Origin of the sequence: Citrobacter sp. Cpo126 (assembly GCF_030332445.1) — a bacterium.
GTDB lineage: Bacteria > Pseudomonadota > Gammaproteobacteria > Enterobacterales > Enterobacteriaceae > Citrobacter > Citrobacter portucalensis.
Genome location: NZ_JAOWHT010000041.1, coordinates 73,268 through 98,683 on the forward strand (window position 1 = coordinate 73,268; position 25,416 = coordinate 98,683).

At 51.7% G+C, this 25,416-nt stretch carries 30 protein-coding genes and 1 pseudogene; 10 read left to right on the forward strand and 21 right to left on the reverse strand.

Annotated features, from left to right (window positions below):
- Nucleotides 1–117: 117 nt before the first annotated feature.
- Nucleotides 118–1,032 carry a DUF808 domain-containing protein gene (locus OGY17_RS19155; protein ID WP_172111214.1) on the forward strand — a complete coding sequence of 305 codons (915 nt, stop codon included), beginning with the start codon at nt 118–120 and terminating at the stop codon, nt 1,030–1,032.
- A gap of 77 nt (nt 1,033–1,109) precedes the next feature.
- A complete protein-coding gene (locus OGY17_RS19160; RefSeq protein ID WP_003834060.1) occupies nt 1,110–1,295 on the forward strand; it encodes a YodC family protein in 186 nt (61 codons plus the stop codon).
- A 206-nt stretch (nt 1,296–1,501) separates the two neighbouring features.
- Here the strand turns inward: OGY17_RS19160 and yodD are convergent, their stop codons facing one another.
- Nucleotides 1,502–1,729 carry a YodD family peroxide/acid resistance protein gene (gene yodD / locus OGY17_RS19165; RefSeq protein WP_003030417.1) on the reverse strand — a complete coding sequence of 76 codons (228 nt, stop codon included), beginning with the start codon at nt 1,727–1,729 and terminating at the stop codon, nt 1,502–1,504.
- A gap of 163 nt (nt 1,730–1,892) precedes the next feature.
- Between yodD and dsrB the strand changes: the two genes are divergently transcribed.
- Nucleotides 1,893–2,081: a protein DsrB gene (gene dsrB / locus OGY17_RS19170; protein WP_191215641.1), complete on the forward strand. Its 189-nt coding sequence runs from the start codon at nt 1,893–1,895 to the stop codon at nt 2,079–2,081.
- Between the two features lie 54 nt (nt 2,082–2,135).
- Here dsrB and rcsA read toward each other — a convergent pair whose 3' ends face one another.
- From rcsA to fliF, 14 genes and pseudogenes are all read right to left on the reverse strand, one after another.
- Entirely contained in the window at nt 2,136–2,759 is a 624-nt protein-coding gene (rcsA, locus tag OGY17_RS19175) for a transcriptional regulator RcsA (RefSeq protein ID WP_003030421.1), read from the reverse strand.
- Between the two features lie 233 nt (nt 2,760–2,992).
- Nucleotides 2,993–3,833 (reverse strand): annotated as a pseudogene (fliR, locus tag OGY17_RS19180) (flagellar biosynthetic protein FliR).
- 8 nt (nt 3,834–3,841) lie between these two features.
- Entirely contained in the window at nt 3,842–4,111 is a 270-nt protein-coding gene (gene fliQ / locus OGY17_RS19185) for a flagellar biosynthesis protein FliQ (protein ID WP_008785117.1), read from the reverse strand.
- A gap of 9 nt (nt 4,112–4,120) precedes the next feature.
- Nucleotides 4,121–4,858 carry a flagellar type III secretion system pore protein FliP gene (fliP, locus tag OGY17_RS19190; protein WP_286608065.1) on the reverse strand — a complete coding sequence of 246 codons (738 nt, stop codon included), beginning with the start codon at nt 4,856–4,858 and terminating at the stop codon, nt 4,121–4,123.
- Nucleotides 4,858–5,235, reverse strand: coding sequence for a flagellar biosynthetic protein FliO (gene fliO, locus OGY17_RS19195; protein WP_286550215.1), 378 nt, complete (start codon nt 5,233–5,235; stop codon nt 4,858–4,860). The genes fliP and fliO overlap by 1 nt, the downstream gene beginning before the upstream one ends.
- Entirely contained in the window at nt 5,235–5,648 is a 414-nt protein-coding gene (fliN, locus tag OGY17_RS19200) for a flagellar motor switch protein FliN (protein ID WP_003030433.1), read from the reverse strand. Before fliN ends, fliO begins: the two co-directional genes overlap by 1 nt.
- On the reverse strand, nt 5,645–6,649 hold the full coding sequence (gene fliM / locus OGY17_RS19205; protein ID WP_003030434.1) for a flagellar motor switch protein FliM: 1,005 nt from the start codon (nt 6,647–6,649) through the stop codon (nt 5,645–5,647). Before fliM ends, fliN begins: the two co-directional genes overlap by 4 nt.
- A gap of 4 nt (nt 6,650–6,653) precedes the next feature.
- Complete coding sequence (gene fliL / locus OGY17_RS19210; protein WP_003030435.1) at nt 6,654–7,121, reverse strand: flagellar basal body-associated protein FliL; 468 nt, start codon at nt 7,119–7,121, stop codon at nt 6,654–6,656.
- A gap of 104 nt (nt 7,122–7,225) precedes the next feature.
- Nucleotides 7,226–8,440, reverse strand: a complete 1,215-nt coding sequence (gene fliK, locus OGY17_RS19215; RefSeq protein ID WP_286608066.1) for a flagellar hook length control protein FliK — start codon at nt 8,438–8,440, stop codon at nt 7,226–7,228.
- Nucleotides 8,437–8,880 carry a flagellar export protein FliJ gene (gene fliJ, locus OGY17_RS19220; RefSeq protein ID WP_003834052.1) on the reverse strand — a complete coding sequence of 148 codons (444 nt, stop codon included), beginning with the start codon at nt 8,878–8,880 and terminating at the stop codon, nt 8,437–8,439. Before fliJ ends, fliK begins: the two co-directional genes overlap by 4 nt.
- Nucleotides 8,881–8,901: 21 nt before the next feature.
- Nucleotides 8,902–10,272, reverse strand: a complete 1,371-nt coding sequence (gene fliI, locus OGY17_RS19225) for a flagellar protein export ATPase FliI (protein ID WP_003030440.1) — start codon at nt 10,270–10,272, stop codon at nt 8,902–8,904.
- Nucleotides 10,272–10,979: a flagellar assembly protein FliH gene (gene fliH / locus OGY17_RS19230; RefSeq protein WP_198802511.1), complete on the reverse strand. Its 708-nt coding sequence runs from the start codon at nt 10,977–10,979 to the stop codon at nt 10,272–10,274. The genes fliI and fliH overlap by 1 nt, the downstream gene beginning before the upstream one ends.
- Complete coding sequence (gene fliG / locus OGY17_RS19235) at nt 10,972–11,970, reverse strand: flagellar motor switch protein FliG (protein ID WP_032943832.1); 999 nt, start codon at nt 11,968–11,970, stop codon at nt 10,972–10,974. Before fliG ends, fliH begins: the two co-directional genes overlap by 8 nt.
- Nucleotides 11,963–13,636, reverse strand: coding sequence for a flagellar basal-body MS-ring/collar protein FliF (gene fliF / locus OGY17_RS19240; RefSeq protein WP_071445475.1), 1,674 nt, complete (start codon nt 13,634–13,636; stop codon nt 11,963–11,965). The genes fliG and fliF overlap by 8 nt, the downstream gene beginning before the upstream one ends.
- Before the next feature lie 216 nt (nt 13,637–13,852).
- Here fliF and fliE point away from each other — a divergent pair, with 216 nt between their 5' ends.
- Nucleotides 13,853–14,167 (forward strand): flagellar hook-basal body complex protein FliE, encoded by a 315-nt coding sequence (gene fliE, locus OGY17_RS19245; RefSeq protein ID WP_204558141.1) that lies wholly within the window; start codon nt 13,853–13,855, stop codon nt 14,165–14,167.
- A 54-nt stretch (nt 14,168–14,221) separates the two neighbouring features.
- Here fliE and yedF read toward each other — a convergent pair whose 3' ends face one another.
- Both yedF and yedE read right to left on the reverse strand, forming a co-directional pair.
- Nucleotides 14,222–14,455: a sulfurtransferase-like selenium metabolism protein YedF gene (gene yedF, locus OGY17_RS19250; RefSeq protein WP_000790504.1), complete on the reverse strand. Its 234-nt coding sequence runs from the start codon at nt 14,453–14,455 to the stop codon at nt 14,222–14,224.
- On the reverse strand, nt 14,452–15,657 hold the full coding sequence (gene yedE / locus OGY17_RS19255; RefSeq protein WP_204558138.1) for a selenium metabolism membrane protein YedE/FdhT: 1,206 nt from the start codon (nt 15,655–15,657) through the stop codon (nt 14,452–14,454). Before yedE ends, yedF begins: the two co-directional genes overlap by 4 nt.
- Nucleotides 15,658–15,842: 185 nt before the next feature.
- Between yedE and yedD the strand changes: the two genes are divergently transcribed.
- Nucleotides 15,843–16,256: a lipoprotein YedD gene (gene yedD / locus OGY17_RS19260; RefSeq protein WP_003030454.1), complete on the forward strand. Its 414-nt coding sequence runs from the start codon at nt 15,843–15,845 to the stop codon at nt 16,254–16,256.
- A gap of 40 nt (nt 16,257–16,296) precedes the next feature.
- On the opposite strand, the gene amyA is transcribed toward yedD, so the two are convergent.
- From amyA to fliD, 4 genes are all read right to left on the reverse strand, one after another.
- Nucleotides 16,297–17,784, reverse strand: a complete 1,488-nt coding sequence (amyA, locus tag OGY17_RS19265) for an alpha-amylase (RefSeq protein WP_286608068.1) — start codon at nt 17,782–17,784, stop codon at nt 16,297–16,299.
- 68 nt (nt 17,785–17,852) lie between these two features.
- A complete protein-coding gene (fliT, locus tag OGY17_RS19270; RefSeq protein ID WP_008785101.1) occupies nt 17,853–18,224 on the reverse strand; it encodes a flagella biosynthesis regulatory protein FliT in 372 nt (123 codons plus the stop codon).
- Entirely contained in the window at nt 18,224–18,631 is a 408-nt protein-coding gene (fliS, locus tag OGY17_RS19275; protein ID WP_286608069.1) for a flagellar export chaperone FliS, read from the reverse strand. The genes fliT and fliS overlap by 1 nt, the downstream gene beginning before the upstream one ends.
- Nucleotides 18,632–18,646: 15 nt before the next feature.
- Entirely contained in the window at nt 18,647–20,047 is a 1,401-nt protein-coding gene (gene fliD, locus OGY17_RS19280; RefSeq protein WP_286608070.1) for a flagellar filament capping protein FliD, read from the reverse strand.
- A 255-nt stretch (nt 20,048–20,302) separates the two neighbouring features.
- Between fliD and OGY17_RS19285 the strand changes: the two genes are divergently transcribed.
- From OGY17_RS19285 to tcyJ, 5 genes are all read left to right on the forward strand, one after another.
- Nucleotides 20,303–21,574, forward strand: a complete 1,272-nt coding sequence (locus tag OGY17_RS19285; RefSeq protein WP_286608072.1) for a FliC/FljB family flagellin — start codon at nt 20,303–20,305, stop codon at nt 21,572–21,574.
- Nucleotides 21,575–21,652: 78 nt separating this feature from the next.
- Nucleotides 21,653–22,855 carry a flagellin lysine-N-methylase gene (gene fliB, locus OGY17_RS19290; protein WP_286608074.1) on the forward strand — a complete coding sequence of 401 codons (1,203 nt, stop codon included), beginning with the start codon at nt 21,653–21,655 and terminating at the stop codon, nt 22,853–22,855.
- A 197-nt stretch (nt 22,856–23,052) separates the two neighbouring features.
- A complete protein-coding gene (gene fliA / locus OGY17_RS19295) occupies nt 23,053–23,772 on the forward strand; it encodes an RNA polymerase sigma factor FliA (protein WP_016153479.1) in 720 nt (239 codons plus the stop codon).
- 56 nt (nt 23,773–23,828) lie between these two features.
- Nucleotides 23,829–24,380, forward strand: coding sequence for a flagella biosynthesis regulatory protein FliZ (gene fliZ, locus OGY17_RS19300; RefSeq protein WP_032943824.1), 552 nt, complete (start codon nt 23,829–23,831; stop codon nt 24,378–24,380).
- Nucleotides 24,381–24,605: 225 nt separating this feature from the next.
- Nucleotides 24,606–25,406, forward strand: coding sequence for a cystine ABC transporter substrate-binding protein (gene tcyJ, locus OGY17_RS19305; protein WP_003030469.1), 801 nt, complete (start codon nt 24,606–24,608; stop codon nt 25,404–25,406).
- The last annotated feature ends 10 nt before the right edge of the window (nt 25,407–25,416 follow it).

A 25,416-nucleotide genomic window follows, 5' to 3' on the forward strand; every position in this document is an offset into this window, starting at 1 on the left:
GGCGAGATTTATAATTACGTGTTGATGTTAAAAACTTGTTGACCAGAAAGGTCAGTTTCAGCATTGCGTGTTTTACTTCATACTTATGACTGCAAAAAAATAATATTGAGGGTGAAAATTTTGGCAGGAAGTAGCTTACTGACCTTACTCGATGATATCGCCACGCTGCTGGATGATATCTCAGTGATGGGAAAACTGGCCGCGAAAAAAACCGCGGGCGTGCTGGGGGATGATCTGTCGCTTAATGCGCAGCAGGTGTCGGGCGTGCGGGCGAACCGCGAACTCCCGGTGGTCTGGAGTGTGGCGAAAGGATCGTTTGTTAACAAAGTTATTCTGGTGCCGTTGGCGCTATTGATAAGCGCATTTATTCCCTGGGCGATCACCCCCTTATTAATGGTAGGCGGGGCGTTTCTCTGTTTTGAAGGGGTGGAAAAGGTTCTGCATACCCTGGAGGCGCGGAAGCACAAAGAAACTCCGGAAGAACGTCAGCAGCGTCTGACATCTTTGGCGGCGCAGGATCCGCTCACCTTTGAGAAAGATAAAATCAAAGGGGCAATACGTACCGACTTCATTTTGTCTGCCGAGATTGTCGCAATTACGCTGGGTATTGTAGCGGACGCACCCTTGCTGAATCAGGTGTTGGTGCTATCAGGTATCGCGTTAGTGGTGACCGTGGGCGTGTATGGCCTGGTCGGGATTATCGTTAAGCTTGATGACATTGGGTACTGGTTGGCAGAAAAGCGTAGCCTGCTTGCCCAGTCGTTGGGCAAAGGGTTACTGGTGGTTGCCCCCTGGCTTATGAAAACACTTTCTGTGGTCGGCACACTGGCGATGTTTTTAGTGGGAGGCGGCATTGTGGTACACGGAATATCGCCGCTGCATCATGCGATTGAACATTTTGCTCAGCAGCAAAGTACATTGATTTCGCTAATGCTTCCGACCCTGCTTAACCTGGTGCTCGGCTTTATCATCGGTGGGATTGTCGTTTTGCTGGTAAAAGCTGTCGCCAGAGTGCGCGGGATTTCGCACTAATTGTTACAGGACTGATTACGCAAAACGCCTCCTTGTCATCTAAGGTGTAAAGGTTTCTCTTGATACAGGAGGCAGGTATGGTCTTTTCTGTCAGTGAGGAAGTCACCTCTAAAGAAGGTGGCCCACGTATGATCGTTACCGGGTATGCCAGCGGAATGGTGGAGTGTCGCTGGTACGACGGCTTTGGCGTTAAACGGGAAGCATTCCGTGAAGATGAACTGGTGGTGCCTGGAGAGCGAAGACAGCTCTCCCAGGATGCCTGAACATTTGGCTCGACCGTAACCTGGTGATCTCTCACCCATTAGTTATATTTATCATTCCGGTGAGAATTATTTACTTGTCAGGCAAAAAAATTGCAGATAAGGTTTGGTTCACATCAGATTTTCTGGTGTAACGAATTTACAAGTGCTTCTTGCATAAGCAAGCTTGATCCCGACCCGATAAGGGCCGGGATTTTTTTCGCCCTCAGTCAGCGATTGATTTCCGACACGCTAAAATCATGGATATCAAGCTCGAACGCATCGGCCAGTTCATGCCATGTATGGTAATCACGCCCGTCAACGCTGACGCGCTCCGGGTCATCCTGGCTGCGATGAATTTCACTCTCGCAGATTTCGTTGATTGCCTTTAGCAGCGCGTCGACATCGACGCTGACTTCACGTTTGGCCGTATCGCTGTACTCTTTCGCGGTTTTCATCCTCATACCTCTCAACCGTTAAGGATACCGGGGGAGCGTACCCAAACATCAGATACGCACAACTTAAGTATAGACCGTCGATAAAACCCGCAATCGCGCGTGCACAGCGCTGCCAGAAAAAGGAATTTGTTCTACACTGGCACAAAGCCACAGGAGGAAAACTATGAAGGTGAATGATCGGGTTACAGTCAAAACGGACGGCGGTCCTCGTCGACCGGGCGTGGTACTGGCAATCGAAGAGTTTAGTGAAGGCATCATGTACCTGGTTTCGCTGGAAGACTACCCGCTCGGTATCTGGTTCTTTAATGAATCAGGTCATCAGGATGGTATCTTTGTGGAAAAAGTGGAGTGAGATGAGTTTCGCTGTTTGATTCTGACTGGTGGAGTCGCCACCAGTCAGAACGTCTTAGCGCATATTCACAAAGATACCATTGGTGACGTTATCCGTAAGCCTTACAACGTGATAGATAACTTGCTTATTATGCGTTTTAATCTTTCGTTTTATATTCCCCTTATGGGATGACACCGTCTTGGCTTTGATATTCATTTGATCTGATATCTGTATTGTTCCCTGACCCTCCATCCACATACGCAGCATGCTGGATTCGGTTCGACTTAATGATAATGTCGGCAGATTCACATCAATAGCAATATCTACTTCCTTTTTCAGAATATCGCCAAGTAGTTTATCCAGTGAGTCAGGTTTAATCGATTTAGAACTAATCAATAAATTTTTTCTGACGAGTAGATATTCATCAAAATGTACGTTGGCAATTGCCATAAACACAATAAATAATGTGCTGGGATGCTGATTAATGATTTGCTTTATTTGCTGGCTATTAGCAGGATCGTGGATAAAGCAGTCCTCATTAATAAACACCACAGCGGGTTGTTGAGAGACACAGGCGAGACTGAGTTCATCAACGTTGGAAATGTTGTTGATTTCCCTTTTTTTCACTCCCCGACTTACCAGATATCCGGTTAACCCTAGTCGGGTGTAACTGCATAAATCCATAATAATCGTTGACATGGCATACCCTCACTCAATGCGTAACGATAATTCCCCTTACCTGATTATTTCATCACAACTAAACGGAATAATAACGACCCAAGATGACGCTTTCGCTGTTTTTCAGGCGAATTTACTATCCCGTAAAGTTGCGTATAATTTGCCAGGAAACATCTTAAAGTAAAGTGAATGTTGCGTTATGTGAGTGAGGCAAAAACAAATAAGCCGCGACAGAGATATCCTGGTGGATGTTGTCACTTTTTAAATTTAGGACAATCCTTAGTAAAACAGGATAAAAAATAAGGGTTATTATTTTCCAGGCATTTCGCTGACGATATCGGCCAGTAAATTAAAAATTTCACTGAATAATCGTTCGCAGAATGGCGCAATTAATGGCATTAGCGCCGCCATTAGTGAAATACCTACGGTCAGAGTGAGAGGAAAGCCGATGACGAAAACCGACAGCTGTGGTGCCATGCGATTTAACAAACCAAGTGCAAGGTTCAGCGTGAGCAGCAGCGTCATTACCGGCAGGGCCAGCATTAGCCCGTTGAGGAAAATCAGGCTGCCCGCCCGTGCCAGCGCGAGAAACGCATTGCTGTTCACCGGATTGCCGCCGATGGGCAGAGTATGAAAAGTATCTACCAGCAGCGAAATCAGCCATAAATGGCCGTTAAAGGTGAGGAACAGCAGCATGGCGAGCATGTCGATCAGTCGTGCCAGAACCGGCATATTCAGACGGCTACCGGGATCGAAGAACGTCGCGAAGGAAAGGCCCATTTGCAGGCCAATTAATTCCCCGGCGGTACGTACTGCGGCAAACGCAAACTGCATGGTGAAGCCTAATGCGATACCGATCAGGATTTGTTGCATTGCCTGCCAAAGCGCGCCAACAGAAAAGATGGGGACGTCAACGGCGGGAATCGATGGGGCGATAACGACGGTAATCATCAACCCCAGCCCCAGCTTTACCCGTTTGGGGATGGCTCGTTCACTGAGGATGGGGGCCGTTGAGATGAGCGCCAGTATGCGCAACAAAGGCCAGAAGTATAAATTCAGCCAGTGGAGCCACTCAACGCTGGACACCTGCAACATAACGTTGTCTACCCGATGATATAGGGGATATTGCTGAACAGCGTACGCACGTAGTCGAGCAGCAGGTTAAGCATCCACGGGCCAGCAACAATGATGGCAATAAACACCGCGACAATTTTGGGGATGAAGGACAGCGTCATTTCGTTAATCTGGGTCGCCGCCTGCAGAATACTGATGATAAGACCCGTGATGAGAGCGACCAACAGCAAAGGTGCGGCAAGGGCCAGGGCGACTTTCATCGCCTCTGTGCCCATCATCATGACCGATTCAGGAGTCATTTCGCGCCTCTAACTGTAAAAGCTTTGTGCCAGCGAGCCGACAAGCAGCTGCCAGCCGTCTACCAACACAAACAGCATCAGCTTGAACGGTAACGCGATTGTGGCGGGCGGTACCATCATCATCCCGAGCGCCATCAACACGCTGGCGATCACCAGGTCGATAATCAGAAACGGAATAAAAATGGTAAAGCCTATCTGGAATGCTGTTTTCAGCTCACTGGTGACATAAGCGGGCAGCAAAATTCGCATCGGCACGGCTTCTGGTCCCTGTAACGGACCGCTGTTTGCTAAGCGCGCGAAGAGTGCCAGATCGGCTTCACGGGTCTGGCGCAACATAAACTCACGCAGCGGCTGGGCGCCTTTCTCCATGGCTTCCTGCATGGAGATCTTCTCTTCGCTGAACGGTTGGTATGCGTCAACGTAGATTTTATCGATCACCGGCGACATGATGAAAAAGGTCAAAAAGAGCGCCAGGCCCAGGAGCACCTGGTTAGGTGGTGCTGAGGGGGTACCCAGCGCATTTCGCAGTAGACCGAAAACGATGATGATGCGGGTGAAGCTGGTCATCATCAGCAAAATTGCAGGCAGGAACGTCAGCGAGGTGATGAACACCAGCGTCTGCACGGGTAACGTCCAGTTTTGTGCGCCGCCCGGCAAAGGCTGACTAACCAGACCCGGGAGTTGGGCGAGGGCAACGGGGCTGAAAAGCCACAAGCCTGCCAGCGTAAGGGATAACAAACGGCGCATCAGGATCTCCCAGGACGCTTCAGCAAACTCTTCATCATGGCCTGGAAATCCGCAGGGGAGGCCGTTTTTTCTTCTGCATCGGCAGGTGCCGGGGGCAGGGTGTGCAGGACGTTAATCTGCGAGGTTGTGACGCCCAGTACCAGACGGGCATCTTCGACCTCGACAATCACCACGCGCTCACGTGGACCCAGTGAGGTGCTGGCCGTGACTTTCAGCCCGCGCGTACCGGCACTTTTGGGGGCAAACCCCAGACGTTTAATGACCCAGGCCGCCGCCAGGATCAAGACGATGATCCCGAGCAGCGCGCCGCTTACCTGCACCAGCGGTGAGCCGGGAACGGCGGCGGGTTGAGAAACGGTAGCCTGGGTATTCATGATTAACGGCTCAGGCGGCGCATACGTTCAGACGGGGTGATAATGTCAGTGATACGCACACCGTATTTATCCGCAACTACGACGACTTCGCCCTGGGCAATCAGATAACCGTTGATCAGAATATCCAGCGGTTCGCCTGCCAGACCATCCAGTGCGACAACCGAACCCTGCGTCAGACGCAGCAGCTCTTTGATGGTCATGCGGGTACGGCCCAGTTCGACGGTCAGCTTGACCGGAATGTCCATGATCAGGTCGATGTCCTGCAAAGCACCGCTGACGTCGCCGCCACCTAACTGCTGGAATACCGCATCGGCCGCACTTTTGGTGGGCGTGGTTTTTTGCTCGTTTAACGCGTCAGCCCACAGATCGTCCAATGCGCCAGTGTTCTCATCGGACGGATTATTCATATCACTCATTTGGGCTGTTCCTCATTCAGCGAATTCAAAATCGGGTTTATCAGATGTTCTACGCGTAACGCATACTGACCGTTTACGGTGCCATACTGGCTGGTCAGCACAGGCACGCCGTCCACATGAGCAATAATGCGGTCGGGTTTTTCAATCGGCAGTACATCGCCGGGTTTCAGTTTTAAAATCTGGGATAGCCGCAGCGGAATGTCGGCAAAGTTTGCCACCAGCTCCAGCTCAGAATGCTGAACCTGACGCACCAGATTATTGCGCCAGTTCTGATCTTCATTACGTGAGTTTTCCAGCGGCGGATTCACCAACAGCTCACGCAACGGTTCAATCATGCTGAATGGCAGACAGATGTTAAATTCACCGGTCAGGTTGCCAATTTCAACGTGGAACGGGGTATTCACCACGATGTCGTTCGGAGAGGTAGTGATATTGGTAAATTTCACCTGCATCTCAGAACGGACGTATTCCACTTCCAGCGGGTTGATGGCCTTCCACGCGTCGCTGTAGCTTTCCAGCGCCAGCTTCAACATGCGGTTGATAACGCGCTGTTCCGTGTGCGTAAATTCGCGACCTTCGACTTTCGTCGGGAAACGACCGTCACCGCCAAACAGGTTGTCTACGGCGATAAATACCAGACTCGGTGAGAACACCACCAGACCCGTACCGCGCAGCGGCTTCAGGTGGATTAAGTTCAGGTTGGTCGGAACCGGTAAGTTGCGCGCAAATTCATGGTATGGCTGGATACGGATCGCACCCACGGTAATATCCGGGCTACGGCGCAACAGGTTAAATAATCCCATTCGGAACTGGCGCGCAAAGCGTTCGTTAATGATCTCCAACGCCTGTAAACGCTCACGTACCACGCGACGCTGAGTGTTGGGATCATAAGGACGAATATCGCTTTCTTTTGCGATACCTGAAATGGGTTCGTCTTTGGTTTCGCTATCGCCGTTGAGCAATGCGTCGATTTCAGCCTGAGAAAGAATACTGTCGCCCATGTCTTTACCGCAGAATAAAAGCTGTATAAAGAACGTCGGTGACAACCTGTTTCGGCTGTCCAACAACGAGCGGAGTCGCCAGCGTCTCTTTGATGGCGGTAATCAGCTGTTGCTTACCTTCCTCGGTGGCGAGTGTGGCTGCATTCTGACGAGAGAACAGCAGCAGCAAGCGGCTGCGCACTTCCGGCAGATATTCGTTAAGACGTGAACGTGTCGCCTCATCTTTCATGCGCAGCGTGATACCGATATACAGTACACGGTCTGCATCACCCAGATTGACGGTAAAGGTATCCAGCGCAAAGAACACCGGTGCTGGCGGTGGAGCCGGTTCCGCTTTGACGCTGGCGGACGGCTGCTGCTGCATGCGCCAGTAGCTATAACCCGCAGTTGCGCAGGCGGCGAGGGTAATTAATACCAGCAGAGGGATCCAAATAGCGCGTTTACTTTTTTTGTTAATCGCGGAGTCAGTCATCAGATACGGGCTTCCTGTTTCGGTACAGCTTATGGGCTGATTATCCCGTGTCCTGTCCACGACAAAGCGTGGAAAAGACGCGGATAATCATGCTACCTCTGGCGTTAGGCGAAGATGTCTACTGCGCCATCGCCGCGGGCAGCGGCTTGCAGCGAGGCTGGGGTTGCCAGTATTGCGTCATCTTCAGCGGCAAAAATGTCTTGTCCTTGAGCGCGACCAGCCTGCTGTTGCTGCCCGGAAGACTGCTGTTGTCCGGCGAAGCTTTCACTGCTGATGTTGCTTTGCCCCAGTTGAATGCCGCTTTCAGCCAACTGCGTACGCAGCATCGGTAATGCGGCTTCCAGTGCGGCGCGCACGTGACTGTGCGGTGATACCATTTGCAACTGTGCGAGGTTGTCGTCCAGCTTGAGAGAAATATGTACCTGACCCAGGTCCTGCGGATGCAGACGCAGCTCTGCGCTTTGCTGGCCCTGGCGCGTAAACAATGTGACGTGCTGGCTCAGCGATTGCTGCCATTCATGGCTACCTAACGGAGCGCTTAACACTGGCGCGGCCGTCGGTAACGGTTGTGCGTGTGTTTGTGGACCACTTAGCGGGGCCGCAGTCATGCCAATGCTGGTCGGTGACGGGGTGCTGTCGATTTCAGCTCTGGCGTTCGCCGCCGCCGTCAGCGGGGTTAGTGTTGGATTGTTTGCCTGATTAGCACCACCGCCAGCAATTGTGACATCCGCTTTGCCTTTTTTGGCATCACCCGGCAGCAATGCGTCTGCGTTATCAGTCGTCGCGCCGTGTACCGCGCCACGTGACAACACCGAAAGCGTGGCATCAACCGGGGCTGGTGCGCTGTCGACGGCAGGCGTAGCCAGCGGTTGTCCTGGCAGCATGGCGAACAACGCACTCAGGTTGGCGAGATCGTCATCACTCAGCGTAGTGTTTTTTTCGTCCTGCTGAGCAACTTTGCCCAGCGTCGTCAGGGCATTAGCTTTCAGTGAAGGTGTGAGAGCGGACAACAGTTGCTGAGCGTCTGTCATGTCGGCAAGAGAAGCCTCGGTTTGTTGCTCCTGTTGCGCCAACAGATCGGTTAATTTGACCGACTGTGCGGCATCGCCATTTTTTTGCAGTAACCCTTTTTGCAGCTTACTGCTGGCCGCCTGTAAGTCGGCAAGCGACAGCGGAACGTCTTTACCCTGCGCGTCGCCCGCACCTAATGCGCCAGCCAGCAGCGCTAAAAAATCCTCGGGTGAATCTACCGCTTTGCCTGACTGAAGACCTGCGGCTACGTCGGTGTCGGTGGTAATCAGTTGGGGTAAAGTAATCATTCGGGTTTCCTCATAGCTGCGCGCTGAGCAAATTCATCCATTTTTTTCTGATCCAGACGGTTTTCGGCTAGTAACGCCGCCGAGGTTTGTCTGTCCTGCAACGTCTGCCACGCCTGTAATCGTTGTTTTTTGTCGCGCCAACTGTTCAAAGCCATGTCCACTTTTTGCGTCCACTGATTGAGCTGTTGGCGGTGTTGTTCAATCGCTTTTTCCAGCGTCTGAATGAATTGCTGGTAGTTAATCCAGCGATTGCTGGTAATACCCTGGCCCATATCGGTATTCAGATTGTTGCGATACTCATGCTGATAATCGATCAGCATTTTTAACTGTTCTTCCGCCTGCTGACAGCCACGACGCATCTCTCCTAATAAGACAGCGGCGTCATCTACCTCTTTTTCAGCCAGGTCTTTCAGTGTTGCTAACGCACCATGTTGTGCCATGACCTATGCTCTCCTGCTTAATCACACACCAGGGAAAATCAGTTCTAAAGCTTGTAGAGAATCTTCCCAGTCAGCCCGTTCAAAGATGCCTTGCTGTAAAAACGCTTCCAGCTGTGGCCATAAGGCGATGGCTTTATCCAGCATTGGATCGCTGCCTTTGGCATACGCCCCCACGCTAACCAGATCGCGGTTACGCTGGAAGCTGGACAGCAACTGTTTAAAGTTGCGCACCCGTGCGTAGTGTTTTTCACTAATGAGCGCGGTCATGGCGCGGCTGATCGAGGCTTCAATATCGATGGCCGGATAGTGACCCGCCTCGGCAAGATGACGAGACAGCACAATGTGGCCGTCAAGAATCGCGCGCGCGGAATCGGCAATCGGGTCCTGCTGGTCGTCACCCTCGGTCAGTACCGTATAAAACGCGGTGACTGAACCGCCTCCGTGAATACCGTTTCCGGCACGTTCAACCAGCGCCGGTAATTTGGCGAATACTGACGGTGGATAACCTTTGGTTGCCGGTGGCTCGCCTATTGCCAGGGCTATCTCACGTTGCGCCATCGCATAGCGGGTGAGGGAATCCATAATCAGCAATACGTGCTGTCCACGATCGCGGAAATCTTCGGCGATGCGCGTGGCGTAGGCCGCGCCTTGCATACGTAACAGCGGCGAAACGTCCGCCGGAGCAGCAATCACTACCGAGCGTGCGCGACCGTCAGCGCCGAGAATATTTTCAATAAAATCTTTAACTTCACGGCCACGCTCGCCAATCAGGCCCACGACGATGACGTCGGCCTGGGTATAGCGCGCCATCATGCCGAGCAGGACACTTTTACCGACGCCGGAACCTGCGAAAAGCCCCATACGCTGGCCGCGACCAACGGTTAACAACGCGTTGATGGGGCGTACGCCAGTATCCAGGACGTGTTCAATTGCGGTACGTTGCAGCGGGTTAAACGGTGGTGTAATCAGCGCGCCGGTTTCGGTGGTATCCGGGGCGGGCAGTCCGTCGAGCGGTTTGCCGCTGCCGTCCAGCACACGCCCCAGCAGAGCAGGGCCAAGCGGTAATTGCTTCCCGCTTTGCAGACCTTCTCCTGCAATGTTCTTCGCGTATACGCGTGCGCCGGGCAGAACGCCTTCGACCTCTTCGAGCGGCATCAGAAACAGACGTTGACCGTTAAAGCCTACGACTTCGCTTTCAACTTCCTGGGTTTCGTTGCCATCCTGGCGTTCAATGACGCAGGTGGCACCCAGCGGCAGCTGTAACCCCGTGGCTTCCAGCACCAGCCCGGTGGCGCGGGTCAGGCGACCGTAACGACGCACCGCAGGCAGCAGCGACATTTTCTCTTCGAAGTTGTCCAGCGTATTGAGCCAGCGAGTCAGGCGAGTGGTCATTACACGACTCCCGGCGCTGCCAGACGGCAGAGTTCTTGCCAGCGTGTGGCGACGCTGGCATCCAGATCGCCTTCGTCGGCTGAGACTTTACAACCGCCGTGATGCAGCGTGGGATCGCCGCGCAGCCGCCAGCCGTGCAGGCTGAGAGTGGCACCGAGCATCTCCTCCACACGCTGGAGATCGTCCGGATGTACGCGTAGCTGTGGCTTACCGCTAAACAGCGGTTCCTGTTGTAATAACTGTTGGATCTGCTTAATCAGCGCAGCGTTATCCACGATAGGCGTCTGACCAATCACCTGACGCGCAGCTTCCAGCGCCATTTGCATCAGGCGCGAGGCAATGACGCTGTCCAGTGCGTCCAGCGTATTCTGAAACTCGCTCACCAGCTGCTGCATACGGGCATGAATCGGCGCATGCTGCGCACGCGCCTGGTTCTGGCCTTGCTCCAGCCCCTGGCTCAGACCATCCTGATAGCCTTGTTCATGACCCTTTTGTCGACCTTCCGCCAGCCCCGCGTTATACCCTTGCTCATGGGCCTGCATTTGCAGCTGTGCGAGCTGTTGTTCAAGCTGTTGCTCTGCCGAAAGCTCGGGTTCTTCCGTCTCTTCGGACAGCGGCGTTTCGCTGTGGTCGGCCAGCACGAACTCTGCCATCGGTGGGGCGAGATCGTCCGGAGTCCAGACTTTCCACGGCAGTTCGTTAGACATAGGTATCCTCGCCGCTGCCGATCACCATCTCGCCGGTTTCCGCCAGACGACGCACAATAAGCAGAATCGCTTTCTGTTCGTTTTCCACCTGCGACAAGCGCACCGGACCGCGGTTGGCAAGGTCGTCGCGCAGAATATCGGCAGCACGTTGCGACATGTTGCGCAGGAACTTCTCGCGTAGCGGCTGTTCGGCACCTTTCAGCGCAATCAGCAGCGATTCGGAATCCACTTCCTGCAGCAGGCGCTGGATACTGCGATCGTCGACGTCCACCAGGTTTTCGAACAGGAACATCTCGTCGATAATTTTCTGCGCCAGTTCGCCGTCGAACTCGCGTACGGCGGTGATAACCGCTTCTTCCTGCTGGGTTTTCATCAGGTTGATAATTTCTGCCGCCGTTCTCACGCCGCCCATTTTGCTGCGCTTGAGGTTCTGGCCATCGAGCAGACCGTTCAGTACCTCGGTCAGTTCTGCCAGTGCGGCAGGCTGCACGCCGCCGAAGGTAGCAATACGCAGCATCACGTCGTGACGTAAACGCTCGTCGAACAGCGCCAGAATATCGGCGGCCTGGCCCCGTTTGAGGTGCACCAGAATGGTGGCGATAATCTGCGGATGCTCGTCGCGGATAAGGTCGGCGGCGCTTTGCGGCTCCATAAAGTTGAGCGTTTCAATACCGCTGGTGGTATCGCGGGTTTCCAGAATATCTTCCAGCAGGCTGGAGGCGCGTTCCTCGCCCAGCGCTTTCACCAGCACCGAGCGCAGATATTCGTTGGCGTTGATATTCAGCGCGGCAAACTGTTCTGCTTCTTGCTCAAACTCGGCCAGCACGTCCGTCAACTGTTTGTTGGAGATCTGGCGTACGTTCGCCATCGCTGTACTCAGCGCCTGAACTTCGCGCGTGGAAAGGTGTTTAAACACCTCTGCCGCGCGATCTTCGCCAATGGTCATCAGCAGGATGACGCTTTTATCGGTACCGGTAAGGGCATTACTCATGATCGTTACTCATCCACTGGCGAATGACCAGCGCCACGACGCGCGGATCGTTATCTGACATTTCACGAATACGCTGGCTCATCACTTCTGCACCCAGACGCTGATTCGTACGACGCTGCTGGGTCTGCTCGTCTTTGCTGAGGCGAACTTCTACCGCTTCTTCGGTTTCCTGACGGATCCGCGTTTGTTCTTGTACCGCTTTTGCTTCTTCGCTGCGGCGAACCAACTGCGGGCGAACAGCTTTGCGCCACAGGATCCAGGCAACAAGCAGAACCAGCAACCAACGGCCTGCGGTCATCAACTGATCAATAAAGAACGGCTGTTTCCAGAACGGCAGCTCGCCAATGGAATCGTCGGTCGCCGTGAACGGAGAGTTCACCACGTTCAGGGTATCGCCACGTTTGTCGGAGAAGCCCATCGCTTCGCGGGTCAGGTCCTCAATCTGTTTCATCTGATCGGCGGTTAACGGCAGTGGTTTGCCGTCCGGCAACGTTTTATAGTTGACCACCACAGCCACCGAGAGACGCTGCACATCCCCGACGTTCATTTTGGTGTGGCGAATGGTACGGTCGACTTCATAGTTGCTGGTTTCATTGCGCTGCGTACTGCGTGGACCGGCATTATTGCTGTTATTTGCCGTCTGCGTGGTTTGCGCATTTTGCTGATTAGCTGGAGGGTTGGCGATTGGCGCGGTATTCGCCGGTGCTGGCTGATTAGACAATGCGCCCGGTACGCCGCCTGGCGCTCCGCTTCCGATCTGCTCGCTGACGTTTAACTGGCGTGAACGCAGCACGGCCTGGGAATCATCACCGTTTGGACGGTACTGTTCTTCGGTTTGCTCTTTATTAGCAAAATCCAGCTGCGCGGTGACCTGCGCATGTACGTTACCGTTGCCGACAATCGGCGACAGGATCGATTCGATACGACGTTGAACGCGGCCTTCGACATCGCTGGCGTATTTCAACTGCGCATCGTTAAGATCGCGGCTGCTGGTGTTTGACTGAGTTAACAGATGACCCGCCTGGTCGACCAGCGTAACGTTGCCCGGCGGTAACCCGGCGACAGCGCTGGAAACCAGATGCGTAACTGCACTGATCTGACCTTCATCCAGTGCACGGCCTGGTTCAAGATTCACGGTCACGGAGGCTGAAGGCGCTTTTTGCTCACGCACAAACAGCGACGGTTTCGGCATTGCCAGATGCACGCGGGCGCGTTTTACCGGTCCCAGCGTTTCAATGGTCCGGGCTAATTCACCTTCCAGCGCACGCTGGTAGTTGACCTGCTCGCTAAACTGGCTGATACCAAACTTTTCCTGATCCAGCAGTTCAAAACCAACGGCGCCGCCTTTCGGCAGGCCTTGCTGCGCCAGACGTAAGCGCAGTTCGTGGACTTTATCGGCAGGAACTTCTATAGCACCGCTTCCCTCAGTAAAACGATAGGGAACGTTCATCTGCGTCAGTTGGGTGACAATCGCGCCACCATCCTGATCGGAAAGATTGCTGAACAGCGTGCGATAGTCAGGCGCTTTGGCCCACAGGACCATCGCCACGATGATAGCGACGGCAGCGGCTCCCGCCACAATCAAAGGAATTCTGGGATTCGCGCGCAGGCGGTTTAACCACTCGAGAGGTTTAAGCTGGGTTGCAGTCGATGCTGTCGCACTCATCTCGCACCTCGTGGCTTATCGTGGACGGCGTTTTTTGCAAAGTGGAACAAGACTCACTCCCGGGTCAGCAAACTCGAAAAATTGACGGTCTCATTATTTGCGGTTTCGAATTTTTCTATGCGTTAAAAACCGTGGTTTTTTATCGTTATTTAACGCCTTTATCTTATTGACTAACTGGTAATCTCAGCTACGTAAAAAATCATCCAGGGGATCAGAATGTCGGCAATACAGGGGATTGAAGGGGTCATCAGCCAGTTACAGGCCACGGCGCTGTCAGCAAAAATGCAGGATATGCAGCCACAACCGACCGTGAGTTTTGCCGGACAACTGCATGCGGCGTTAGACAGAATCAGCGATGTGCAAACCGCGTCCCGTACGCAGGCGGAGAAATTTACCCTGGGTGAGCCGGGTATTGCGTTAAATGATGTGATGACCGATATGCAAAAGGCGTCGATATCGATGCAGATGGGTATTCAGGTGCGTAACAAACTGGTGTCGGCGTATCAGGAAGTGATGTCGATGCAGGTGTAGGGACAACATGCTGGGAATGTTTGCCGGATAAGCGCAGTGCCATCCGGCAACCAGTTACTTCTGAATCAAATAGCGGATCGTTGGACCATCCTGCTGAATATCCAGCACCGTATAGCCGTGATTACGCGCATCCAGTGGAATATTGTTGATTGACTGCGGGCAATCGCTCACCACTTCCAGAATTTCACCTTTCTTCAATTGCGGCATCGCTTCCAGCGTGGCTACAGCCGGATATGGACACGGTTCGCCGACCATATCGAGGCGATAATCAGGCACGATATTTTTCATACAGACTCCTTGGCAGGCGTCAGCCCTGCACGACGGAAGAAACGTTTTTCCCAGCCGATAATGAGCATCAGCGCGGAAAACAACAGCAGATAGGTCACCAGCAGACCGCCGAGCGGACCGAAGGTGTTGAGCAGATTCACTTTGTCCCAGTTGGTGGCAAGCGCGGGAGCAAAATCATCCCAGTAGTAGGCCAGAATGGTCGAGCCAATAACGTTGCCCAGACCAACCCACCAGTAATGCACCTGGCCTTCGACGGCGCGATACATCCAGCCGGTTTCACATCCGCCCGCTAAAACGATGCCAAAGCCGAACAGCAAGCCGCCAATCACCGCATTCGGACCCGCCCACATGATTTTAGGCTCGACGCCCAGTTGCACGTAGCTAAAGATACCTATGGCGCTGACCGCCATCCCGAAGATGATCGCTTTTGCCATATGGGTGCGACCGGAAATCCACAGGTCGCGGAAGGCGGAGGTGAAGCAGATTTGCGCCCGTTCAATCAGCAGTCCGAACCCAACGCCGAACAGCATCGCCAGACCGAGCTTGGGTTTATCCATCGCCGTGAGTAGCGCCCAGCCGATCATGCCGATAAACACCAGCATGCCCAGGCGGAAACGGCGACGGGCCTGATCCGGCTTTTGCGTCAACGGCGAAGCGGCGGAGACTTTCTGCATTTTGACCGGAATACGAAACATCGGCAGCAGGGTAAAGCGTGCACCAAACCATGAGCCAATAGCTGTGGCCAGCGCAAAAAACCAGGCGTGTAGCGAGAACTGCGGAATGCCGGTGAAGAATGCGGCCAGGTTACAGCCCATTGCCAGCCGTGCGCCGAATCCGGCGATTGCCCCGCCGACTATCGCCTGCATAATGCGCACCCGACTGCGCGGCATGCGTAACTTGACGTTGTTGGCCCACAGTGCGGCAGCAAAACAGCCGCCGAACATACCGAGGATCATCATGCCGTCGATGCGGGTCAGGGGCGAGCCTTCGAGATGGATCAGCTTGTAGTATCCCCACTCTTCGGCGTGCACACCAAACAGTTGCAGGATTTGACCACCCCAGCGGGTGAATTCACCGGTAACGGCCCAGAAGGTTCCCGTAATGCCGAAATAATAAGTGGAGAGAATACCCGCTGCGATGACCGCAGGGGCGGGGGCCCAAAATTTAATTAACCAGGCCTGTTTGAAGTGTTGCCATGACATGCGTTGTGCCTCTGAACTCAGAAGGTATGTAACAAGAAGTGTGGATACTACACCGTTCAGAATTTTTGACTATGAGTAATAAGAGGTAACACCGTCTGGATCAATCTTTCTCAACGCTGCCGAAAGGCTGGCGACATCAGGCCTTTAATGCCACAATCCCATTTTCTTCGCATGCAGGATGAATGATGAAAAAATTAGCAATCGTTGGTGTATTTCTGGCGCTTACCGGATGCGCCGAAGTAGAAAATTATAACGACGTGGTGAAAACGCCAGCGCCAGCCGGTCTGGAAGGATACTGGCAGTCAAAAGGTCCGCAACGCAGTCTGGTGAGTCCGGAAGCGATTGCCAGCCTGGTGATAACGAAAGAGGGCGATACGCTGGATTGTCGCCAGTGGCAGCGGGTGATCGCGCTGCCAGGGAAACTGACGATGCTCTCTGGCGATCTCACCAACGTGACGGTGAAACGCGAGCTGTACGAGATCGAGCGCGAAGGCAATACGCTGGAATATGACGGTATGACGCTGCAGCGGGTGGATCGCCCGACGCAGGAATGTGCTGACGCGTTAAAGAAAACGCCGCTGGCAACACCGCTGCCATAAGCCGTACGCCCCGGTAACCATCGGTCACCGGGGTTGAGCTTTACAACACGTCTTCAATCACCCACACGCTGACGCTCCCGCCGTTACAGAAAAACGTCGCTTCGCCGTTTTCATCGGTGATCACGCTTTCTTCACGATTTCCCAGATAGTCCCGCCAGGTTTTATTGCCATAATTGGCGCCGAGATTGATGGTCTTTTCTCCGTCATCGCCGTTAGACAGCACCACCACACAGCCGGGATCCTCATCCGTACCGCTGCGGCTAAAAGCGATACAGTTAGGGTGGTCAAAAAAGAGCGTCTGTACCCCATGCGCGAAGCGCTGGCGTGCGAGGATCAGTTCATCAAGCTGTTCAATGATCGGCATGTCGATAGGATAGATTTCGCCATCGCCGCCGGTGTCTTCGTAATGCGCTCCGTAGAGGTCAGGGTAAAATACCGACGGCACGCCGTTTTCGCGCAACAGGATCAGTGCATAGGCCAGCGGCTTAAACCACGGTTCGACAGGGGCTTCGAGTGCCTGCAAGGGTTGGGTGTCGTGATTGGCCACCAGCGTGACGGCATGAAACGGATCTGCCTCCACTAACGTGTCGGTGAAAATCTGGCTCATGTCGTAATCGCGGCCCTGACGGGAGGCTTCATGGAATTTCATCTGCAAAGGGGCGTCGAATAGCATGGTTTTCCCCTCCACCTGATTTATGTAGGTTTGCAACTTATCGACTTCATGGGACCAGTATTCCGCCACAATAAACAGCGGCTTGGGTGCAACCTCCTGCACGTGCTCAATCCACTCTTTGTAAAACCATGCCGGAATATGTTTCACCGCATCTAAACGAAAACCGTCACACTGGGTTTGCTCCATTACCCAACGCGCCCAGTATTTGAGCTCCTCAGTCACCGCGTGATTGCGAAAATCAATGTTTTCGCCCATCAGATAATCAAAATTACCCAACTCATCATCGACCTGATCGTTCCAGCCTTCTCCGGTGTAATCGTTAACGATTTTAAAAATCCCGTCTTCGGTTGGGTTCTCGATATGGTCAATGCCGCTGAAGCATTTAAAGTCCCAAATGAATTGCGAGTACTGGCCTGCGCGGGCAGGGAAGGTATAGCGCGTCCAGCCCTCACATTCGATAATCTCATCATCTATTTGCGTGCGATCTTCGGCGTTAACGCGCTGGACGCGGATCTTTTCTTTCTCATCAGCGCCCATTTTGTGGTTAACCACCACGTCCAGCAGTACGGCAATATCATTGTGCTTAAGTGCGTCAATCGCCGCCAGCAGCTGGTTTTTATCGCCGTATTTGGTGGCGACGGTTCCCTTTTGGTCGAATTCGCCCAGGTCAAACAGATCGTAGGAATCATAGCCAACGGAATAGCCGCCGGACGCGCCTTTATAGGCGGGGGGCAGCCATACCATATTGATGCCGATATCATTGAGTCCGCCTGCGCGTTCGGCAAGCTCAGGCCAGAGTTGACCGCCATCAGGGTAATACCAGTGGAAGTACTGCAATAACGTGGGATTTTTCATCTTCCGTGCTCCAGAAGTCGTTTGGCCGACCTCTGGAGTATGGAAGATAATTCAGACGAGACGGGAAATTATTGTGGCGAGGTGGGGGCGTCGGGTACCAGCAGCATGCCGGAAAGACGACCATAGGCGTTATTCAGCGTCTTTTGGCGTGTCGACTGGCCGATGAGGTTGCTGAGCTCATCCAGTCGCTGCTGCAACAACGTTTTGAGTAATTGTTCGTTATCCAGCGTTTGCTTAATATACCCGGCCACTAAGTCCTGAATACTTCGCGTAATGCCCGGTGGAGTTTGCTCTTCCATGACCACTTCAATACTTTGCAGATAGGTAACTTCCTGTTCCAGTAAAAGGTCCCATTCACCACGCTGCGCCAGTTCCAGCAGCGAGTGACTGAGTAGCGCGATGCGCTGCCAACGGTTGATAAACTCCACGGCTGAGGTCATTAACGAGACTCCTGGGACGACGCTTTCGGTGAGATCTGTTTCCAGGCTTCCGCAATGTTGCCGAGCAACCCTTCGACTTCTTCAATGGCTTGACAATCATTACGCAAGTTGGCTTGCAGTAAACGGCGAATCATATAGTCATAGAGCGCAGACAGGTTGGTGGCGATTTCACCGCCATTTTCCTGATCCAGACCTGCTTTCAGACCATTGTCGATAATATTAATGGCTTTACTTAACGCCTCGCCTTTGGCGACGATATCGTCCTGTTGCATAAACAGGCGAGCGCGCACCAGGGCGCTGTTCGCACCATCAAACAACATTTCGATCAGCTGATGTGGGCTGGCGCTCATCACGGCGCTTTCCACGCTGACCTGTGCATAGGCTTTGGTACCGCTCGCGGTATACATACTTACCTCGTGTTATCAGGATTTATTCATCGCTGTAAATTGTTGGCCCAGATAGGTACTGGTGTTATTCAGCTTGCTCATCATGCTATCGAGCTGGGTAAACTGCGCCGTATAGCGCGCAACCATGTCATCAATGCTGGCGCTAACTGACAGATACTGTTTGGTCAGTTTTTTCAACGTGGCGTTAATGGTGTCTTGCGCATTATCGATAATGCCGTCATCAGCCAGATAACTTTTCACTTCAGCGGCAATTTTGGTGGTGATGCCAGTTTCCTTGCCGTCGCCCGCCAGCAGTTCACGAACAGAGGCGGTATTTTCGTCCAGCGCTTTTTTCAGTTTGGTATCATCGATGGACATCTTGCCGGTTTTGCCATCTTGTTTGATGCCGATTTCATTCAGGGTCTTAAAGGCACCTTCAGTACCAGAGTTGGCAAACTGCGCGCGAATACCGGTCTGAATGGTACGCACCACGCTATCACCGACCAGCGCGCCGTTATCTTTATCCTGACCTTCAGCCCCGGCATCAACCGCTTTATACTTGGTCAGCGTATTGAAGGTATCAATCAGCGAGTTATAAGCATCAACCCAGCCTTTAATTGCTTCTGTCGCTTTGTCATTGCTTTTGGTCACGGTCACGCGCGCATCAGTGACTTTCTTGGTCAACTCCAGCGTGACGCCCTGCGGCGCATCGGTGACTTTGTTGCTTTGACGTTCAATATCGATACCGTTCATCGTGAGCTTGGAGTTTTGGGCCTGAACCAGCTCGGTCATTTTTCCAGTACCGGTCTTACTGTCGTAGGCCAGCAGATCGTTCAGCTTACTGTCGCCGTCAACGGAGATAGTCATCTTACTGTCCATACCTTCAGCGGCGGTCAGTACCAGTTTAAACTCGCCGTCTTTCACCTTGACGATACTGGCAGAGATACCGCTGTCGGTATCGTTAATTGCCTTGCTGATATCATCCAGCGTGGTCTTATCTTGCGAGAGTTTAATCTCCAGTGGCTCTTTCCGACCCGGCTGTTCAATTTTAATTGTACGAGTACCAGAACCATCACCCAGAGCCTCTTTGTTTGAAGCAACTGATTTGGTACTCAGAGATTGCGCCTGTGCCAGTTGCGTGACGCTGATGGTATAAATACCCGGTGCCGCACCGGCTTCCGTGGTGATTTTCAGATCTTCGGTACTGCTGGTGACATTACTGCTTCTGAACAGCTCCGGTTTATTTAACGCGGTATTGGCCGTCTGGAATTTTTCCAGCGCACTCTTAAGCGTACCGTAGGCCGTCAGGCGGGCGGTATTGTCGGTCTGTTGCTGAGTAATTGGATTTAAACGTTTTTTCTCAGCAATAGTCAGGTTGTTTAGCAACGTGTCCAGTGGTAAGCCTGAGCCTACGCCTAATGATGTAAATGAAGCCATGCCCGATTCCTTGTGATTGCAAACAATTGTTATGCGGGTTATCGGCAATTTGCGCGCAAAGTTTAATGATAGTTTGGTGAAAATAATGCGCAGAATAGTGGGGCATATAGAGGGTATTTCGCGGGCTAAGAAAAAAGAGGGCGAAAAGTAAAAATTTTCTAAAGTTCGAATTTAAGGTGCCGATACATGGGTTACGGTCAGAAACCGTGGGCAACAGCCCAATAACATCGAGTTGTAATTGATAAGGAAAAGATCATGGCACAAGTCATCAATACAAACAGCCTGTCGCTGTTGACCCAAAACAACCTGAACAAATCTCAGTCCGCTCTGGGCTCTGCTATCGAGCGTCTGTCCTCTGGTCTGCGTATCAACAGCGCGAAAGACGATGCTGCTGGTCAGGCGATTGCCAACCGTTTCACCTCTAATATCAAAGGCCTGACTCAGGCGTCCCGTAACGCCAACGACGGTATTTCTATCGCGCAGACCACTGAAGGCGCGCTGAATGAAATAAACAACAATCTGCAGCGTGTGCGTGAACTGTCTGTGCAAGCGGCGAACGGTTCTAACTCAGATTCCGACCTGAAATCTATTCAAGATGAAATCGATCAGCGTTTGAATGAAGTCAACCGTGTTGCAGAGCAGACTGACTTCAACGGTAAAAAAGTATTAAGCCAAGATGGTCAATTAACTATTCAGGTAGGTGCAAATGATGGTGAGACTATTACCATCGATCTGCAAAAAATTGATAAAACTGAATTGGGACTGGATAAACTTGATGTATCCAAAGGGGTTGCAAGTACCATTAGTGATAAGTCAACTTTAAAAGTTGGAACAACTGTTGACTCGGCTAAGTTTACTGATGGCTCAACAGGCACTAAGCCAGCTGCTGATAAATTAAGCTTAACTCAGGATAAAAGTGGTAAGTACTTTATCCAAGATGACACTACAACTGGTACTCCTAAGTTTTATGATGCTAACGTTGATGCTGCTACTGGTGCGATTAGTTTTGACTCAAGTAAGGAAGTAACTGCTGTAAACCCTACGGCGGTTGCAACGTTAAATCGCGATGTGAAGATTGATACGAGCGATCTAAAAGGCAATGAATCATTAGTTAAGTACAAAGATAGTGATGGTAAAGACGCTTATGCCGTTCGTACACTAGCAAATGATGGCACTTCAACATTTAAGGCCGCGACTTTTGATACTGACGGTAAAGTTAAAGCCGGAACTACGGCTGTGACTGTGAAATCTGATATTGATCCGTTATCTAAAATTGATGATGCCTTAAATAAAGTTGATGCATTCCGTAGCCAGTTGGGTGCTGTTCAAAACCGTTTTGAATCCGCAATCACAAACTTGGGTAACACAGTTAACAACCTGTCTTCAGCTCGTAGCCGTATCGAAGATTCCGACTACGCGACCGAAGTGTCTAATATGTCTCGTGCACAGATCCTGCAGCAGGCGGGTACTTCCGTTCTGGCACAGGCTAACCAGACCACGCAAAACGTACTCTCTTTACTGCGTTAATCCATCGATTGGATTACCTAGTAGTCAGAGCCAATAAAGGCAGCGAGAGCTGCCTTTTTCTATACTGGAGTTTGAATAATGCAAGAAATTACCGTTACCGAACCGGCTTTTGTTAAGGCCTTCCAATGCTCTGGAACGCAATGTCGCGATCATTGCTGTAAAACATGGCGTATAACCCTGGATAGGTCAACGGTGAAAAAATATATTTCCAGTAAAGATGATCGTATCAGAAAAATCGCTAAGGAAAATATTATTCTCCTTAAAAAGGATATCGGTAATTGGGGATTAATCAAACTTAGTGAAGATAGCGGGAACTGCCCTTATCTGACTGAGGACAGTCTGTGTCAGGTACAGAAAACGTTGGGTGCGAAGGCATTAAGTACAACATGTAAAACATTTCCGCGTAGTGAGCGTATCTACAAAAACGATGTAAGAAAAGCATTACATCTGTCGTGTCCGGAAGTAGCGAGTTTAGTCCTGACCGATCCCAATGCGATGGTTCTGAATGAGAGCAGTAAAATTGTGCCAAATGCTTTTACTGCATCGGTCTTTTCGCAACAGCAAAAGCTGCTTAATCTTTTCTGTCTAAGCCTTGTGGAACAGGCAGGGCGTGATGTAAATGTTGGGCTGTATGCACTTATTAAACTTACTTTATGCGTTAAGAAGTTTAATCAGATTGATAATGTGGCGCTGGCTGAAGTTGAGCAAATTTATCACGCGATTATGACTCAGATGCAGTCAGGTGAAATGCGAGAGGAGTTGTCGAAATTTTCTGCTGACAACAATGTTAAAGTCAATTTAGTGCTCTTGCTTCAGGATTATTTCCGCAGTCTGCCGGTAAGCCGCGCCAATGGTGTACTTAACTATTATATCCAGTGTCTTTTGAGAACATTGACCCTGGAAGATAATCACTCTGTGGGTGAAGGGGTTGCTAAACTTGAGGCTACATGGCAGAAGGTTTACGAACAACAGGATGAGGCTGGATTCGATCTTAAAAATTTCATTTTGTATAAAATTTGGGAAAACAACTTTCCCAATCAAAAGAACGTAGACCCGCTTCGTACGTTATATATGATAAGTGTCGAATACTATTTTATCAAAATACTGATTGCCGCGAGCGCCTACGAGAGAACGTATCTGGAGAAGGAGGATGCTATCAATATCGTCTATAGCTTCCATTCGCTAAGCCAGCATAATCCGACCGTGCATGAAAACTTCCATAAGCACATCGAGACCGTGCGCACAGGGGATGACCTGTCGATGATTCATCTCTTGACATAATTTTAACGGGGATGCGTTGAAAACGCATCCCTCGCAAGCTAACTATTTGATTTATGCTTGATTATTTCTTATGCGAAATAACGCTATCAGCTACATAAGTGAAATAACCCTTCTTTTATAGCCTTATTCCTCCGATAGAACCCCCTGCAGAAACGGATAATCATGCCGATAACTCATTTAACGCAGGGCTGTTTATCGTGAATTCACTGTATACCGCTGAAGGTGTAATGGATAAACACTCGCTGTGGCAGCGTTATGTACCGTTGGTGCGTCACGAAGCATTGCGCCTTCAGGTGCGTTTGCCGGCGAGCGTAGAACTGGATGACCTGCTACAAGCGGGCGGCATCGGGTTATTGAATGCCGTTGACCGATATGACGCTTTGCAAGGAACGGCATTTACCACTTACGCAGTGCAGCGTATTCGTGGAGCAATGCTGGACGAACTACGTAGCCGGGATTGGGTGCCGCGTAGCGTTCGGCGCAATGCTCGCGAAGTGGCACAGGCGATGGGACAACTGGAGCAGGAATTAGGGCGCAACGCGACGGAAACCGAAGTGGCGGAGCGTCTGGCTATTCCTGTGCAAGAGTATCGTCAGATGTTGCTCGATACCAATAACAGCCAACTCTTCTCTTATGACGAGTGGCGGGAAGAGCATGGCGATAGTATTGAGCTGGTGACGGAAGAACATCAGCAGGAAAACCCGTTACAACAGCTTCTTGAGGGTAACCTCCGCCAGCGCGTGATGGACGCGATTGAGGCGTTGCCGGAGCGCGAAAAGCTGGTGTTAACGCTGTACTACCAGGAAGAGCTGAATCTGAAAGAGATTGGCGCGGTACTGGAAGTCGGGGAATCACGGGTCAGCCAGTTGCACAGTCAGGCCATCAAACGTCTACGCACCAAGCTGGGTAAGCTATAGGGGTACATCATACCCCTGAACAATGCCGCATTACGAATTGACTACCAGGAGTTCTCATGACGGTGCAGCAATCAAAAAGACGGCCTCTAAGCCGCTACCTCAAAGATTTCAAACACAGCCAGACGCATTGCGCCCATTGCTTTAAGTTGCTCGACCGGATCACGCTGGTTCGTCGTGGGCAAATTGTGAATAAAATCGCCATCGCCCGTCTGGACACTTTGTTGGATGAAGTCGAGTGGGAGCAGGAGAAAAAAGAGTGGGTGGCACTGTGTCGTTTTTGCGGTGATTTGCATTGCAAAGAGCAGAGCGACTTTTTCGACATTATCGGTTTTAAACAGTTTTTATTTGAGCAGACCGAAATGAGTCACGGCACGGTACGTGAATACGTTGTCCGTCTGCGTCGCCTCGGGAATCACCTGACCGAACAAAATATCTCTCATGACCTGCTGCAGGAAGGGTTCCTCGACGAAAACCTTGCCCCGTGGCTGCCGGAAACCAGCACCAACAATTACCGCATCGCCTTGCGTAAGTATGAGCAGTTTAAAGCCCATACCCATATGGGACATATGCAGAAATCCTCCTGGACAGCCAGTTCTGATATATATTAAAAACGAATAAGGTGTAACAGAGTCGTGTTTGTGGATCACGACAAACGCTCTACACTACAGTCATATACACGTCATCCTTCAAGCTGTCTCTGCGTTGGCTGCGCTCATTCACCCCAGTCACTTACTTTAGTAAGCTCCTGGGGATTCACTCGCTTGCCGCCTTGATACAACTCGAATGATTTTGTGTATAAATAGCAGTCACTAATGACAATATTCGGGGTAACTATGAAATTAGCACTTCTGGGACGTCAGGCTCTGATGGGTGTAATGGCTGTTGCACTTGTCGCCGGAATGAGCGTAAAGACTTATGCAGATGAAGGTCTGTTAAATAAAGTTAAAGAGCGCGGCACGCTGCTGGTGGGCCTGGAAGGGACCTATCCCCCGTTTAGTTTTCAGGGCGATGACGGCAAGCTGACCGGTTTCGAAGTGGAGTTCGCTGAGGAACTGGCCAAGCACCTTGGGGTGAAAGCTAACCTGAAGCCGACCAAGTGGGACGGTATGCTGGCCTCTCTTGATTCCAAGCGCATTGACGTGGTCATCAACCAGGTGACCATCTCTGACGAACGTAAGAAAAAATACGATTTCTCTACCCCGTATACGGTTTCTGGTATTCAGGCGCTGGTGAAGAAAGGTAATGAAGGCGTTATTAAGACCGCTGCCGATCTGAAAGGTAAAAAAGTCGGCGTTGGTCTGGGCACCAACTATGAAGAGTGGCTACGCCAGAACGTGCAGGGCGTGGATATTCGTACCTATGATGATGACCCGACCAAATACCAGGATCTGCGTGTAGGCCGTATCGACGCCATTCTGGTTGACCGTCTGGCGGCGCTGGATCTGGTCAAGAAAACCAAGGATACGCTGGCTGTAACCGGTGAAGCATTCTCCCGCCAGGAGTCCGGCGTGGCGCTGCGCAAAGGCAATGAAGATCTGCTGAAAGCGGTTGATGCGGCCATTGCTGAAATGCAGAAAGACGGTACGCTGAAAGCCCTGTCTGAAAAATGGTTTGGAGCGGATGTGACGAAATAATCGGCATCCG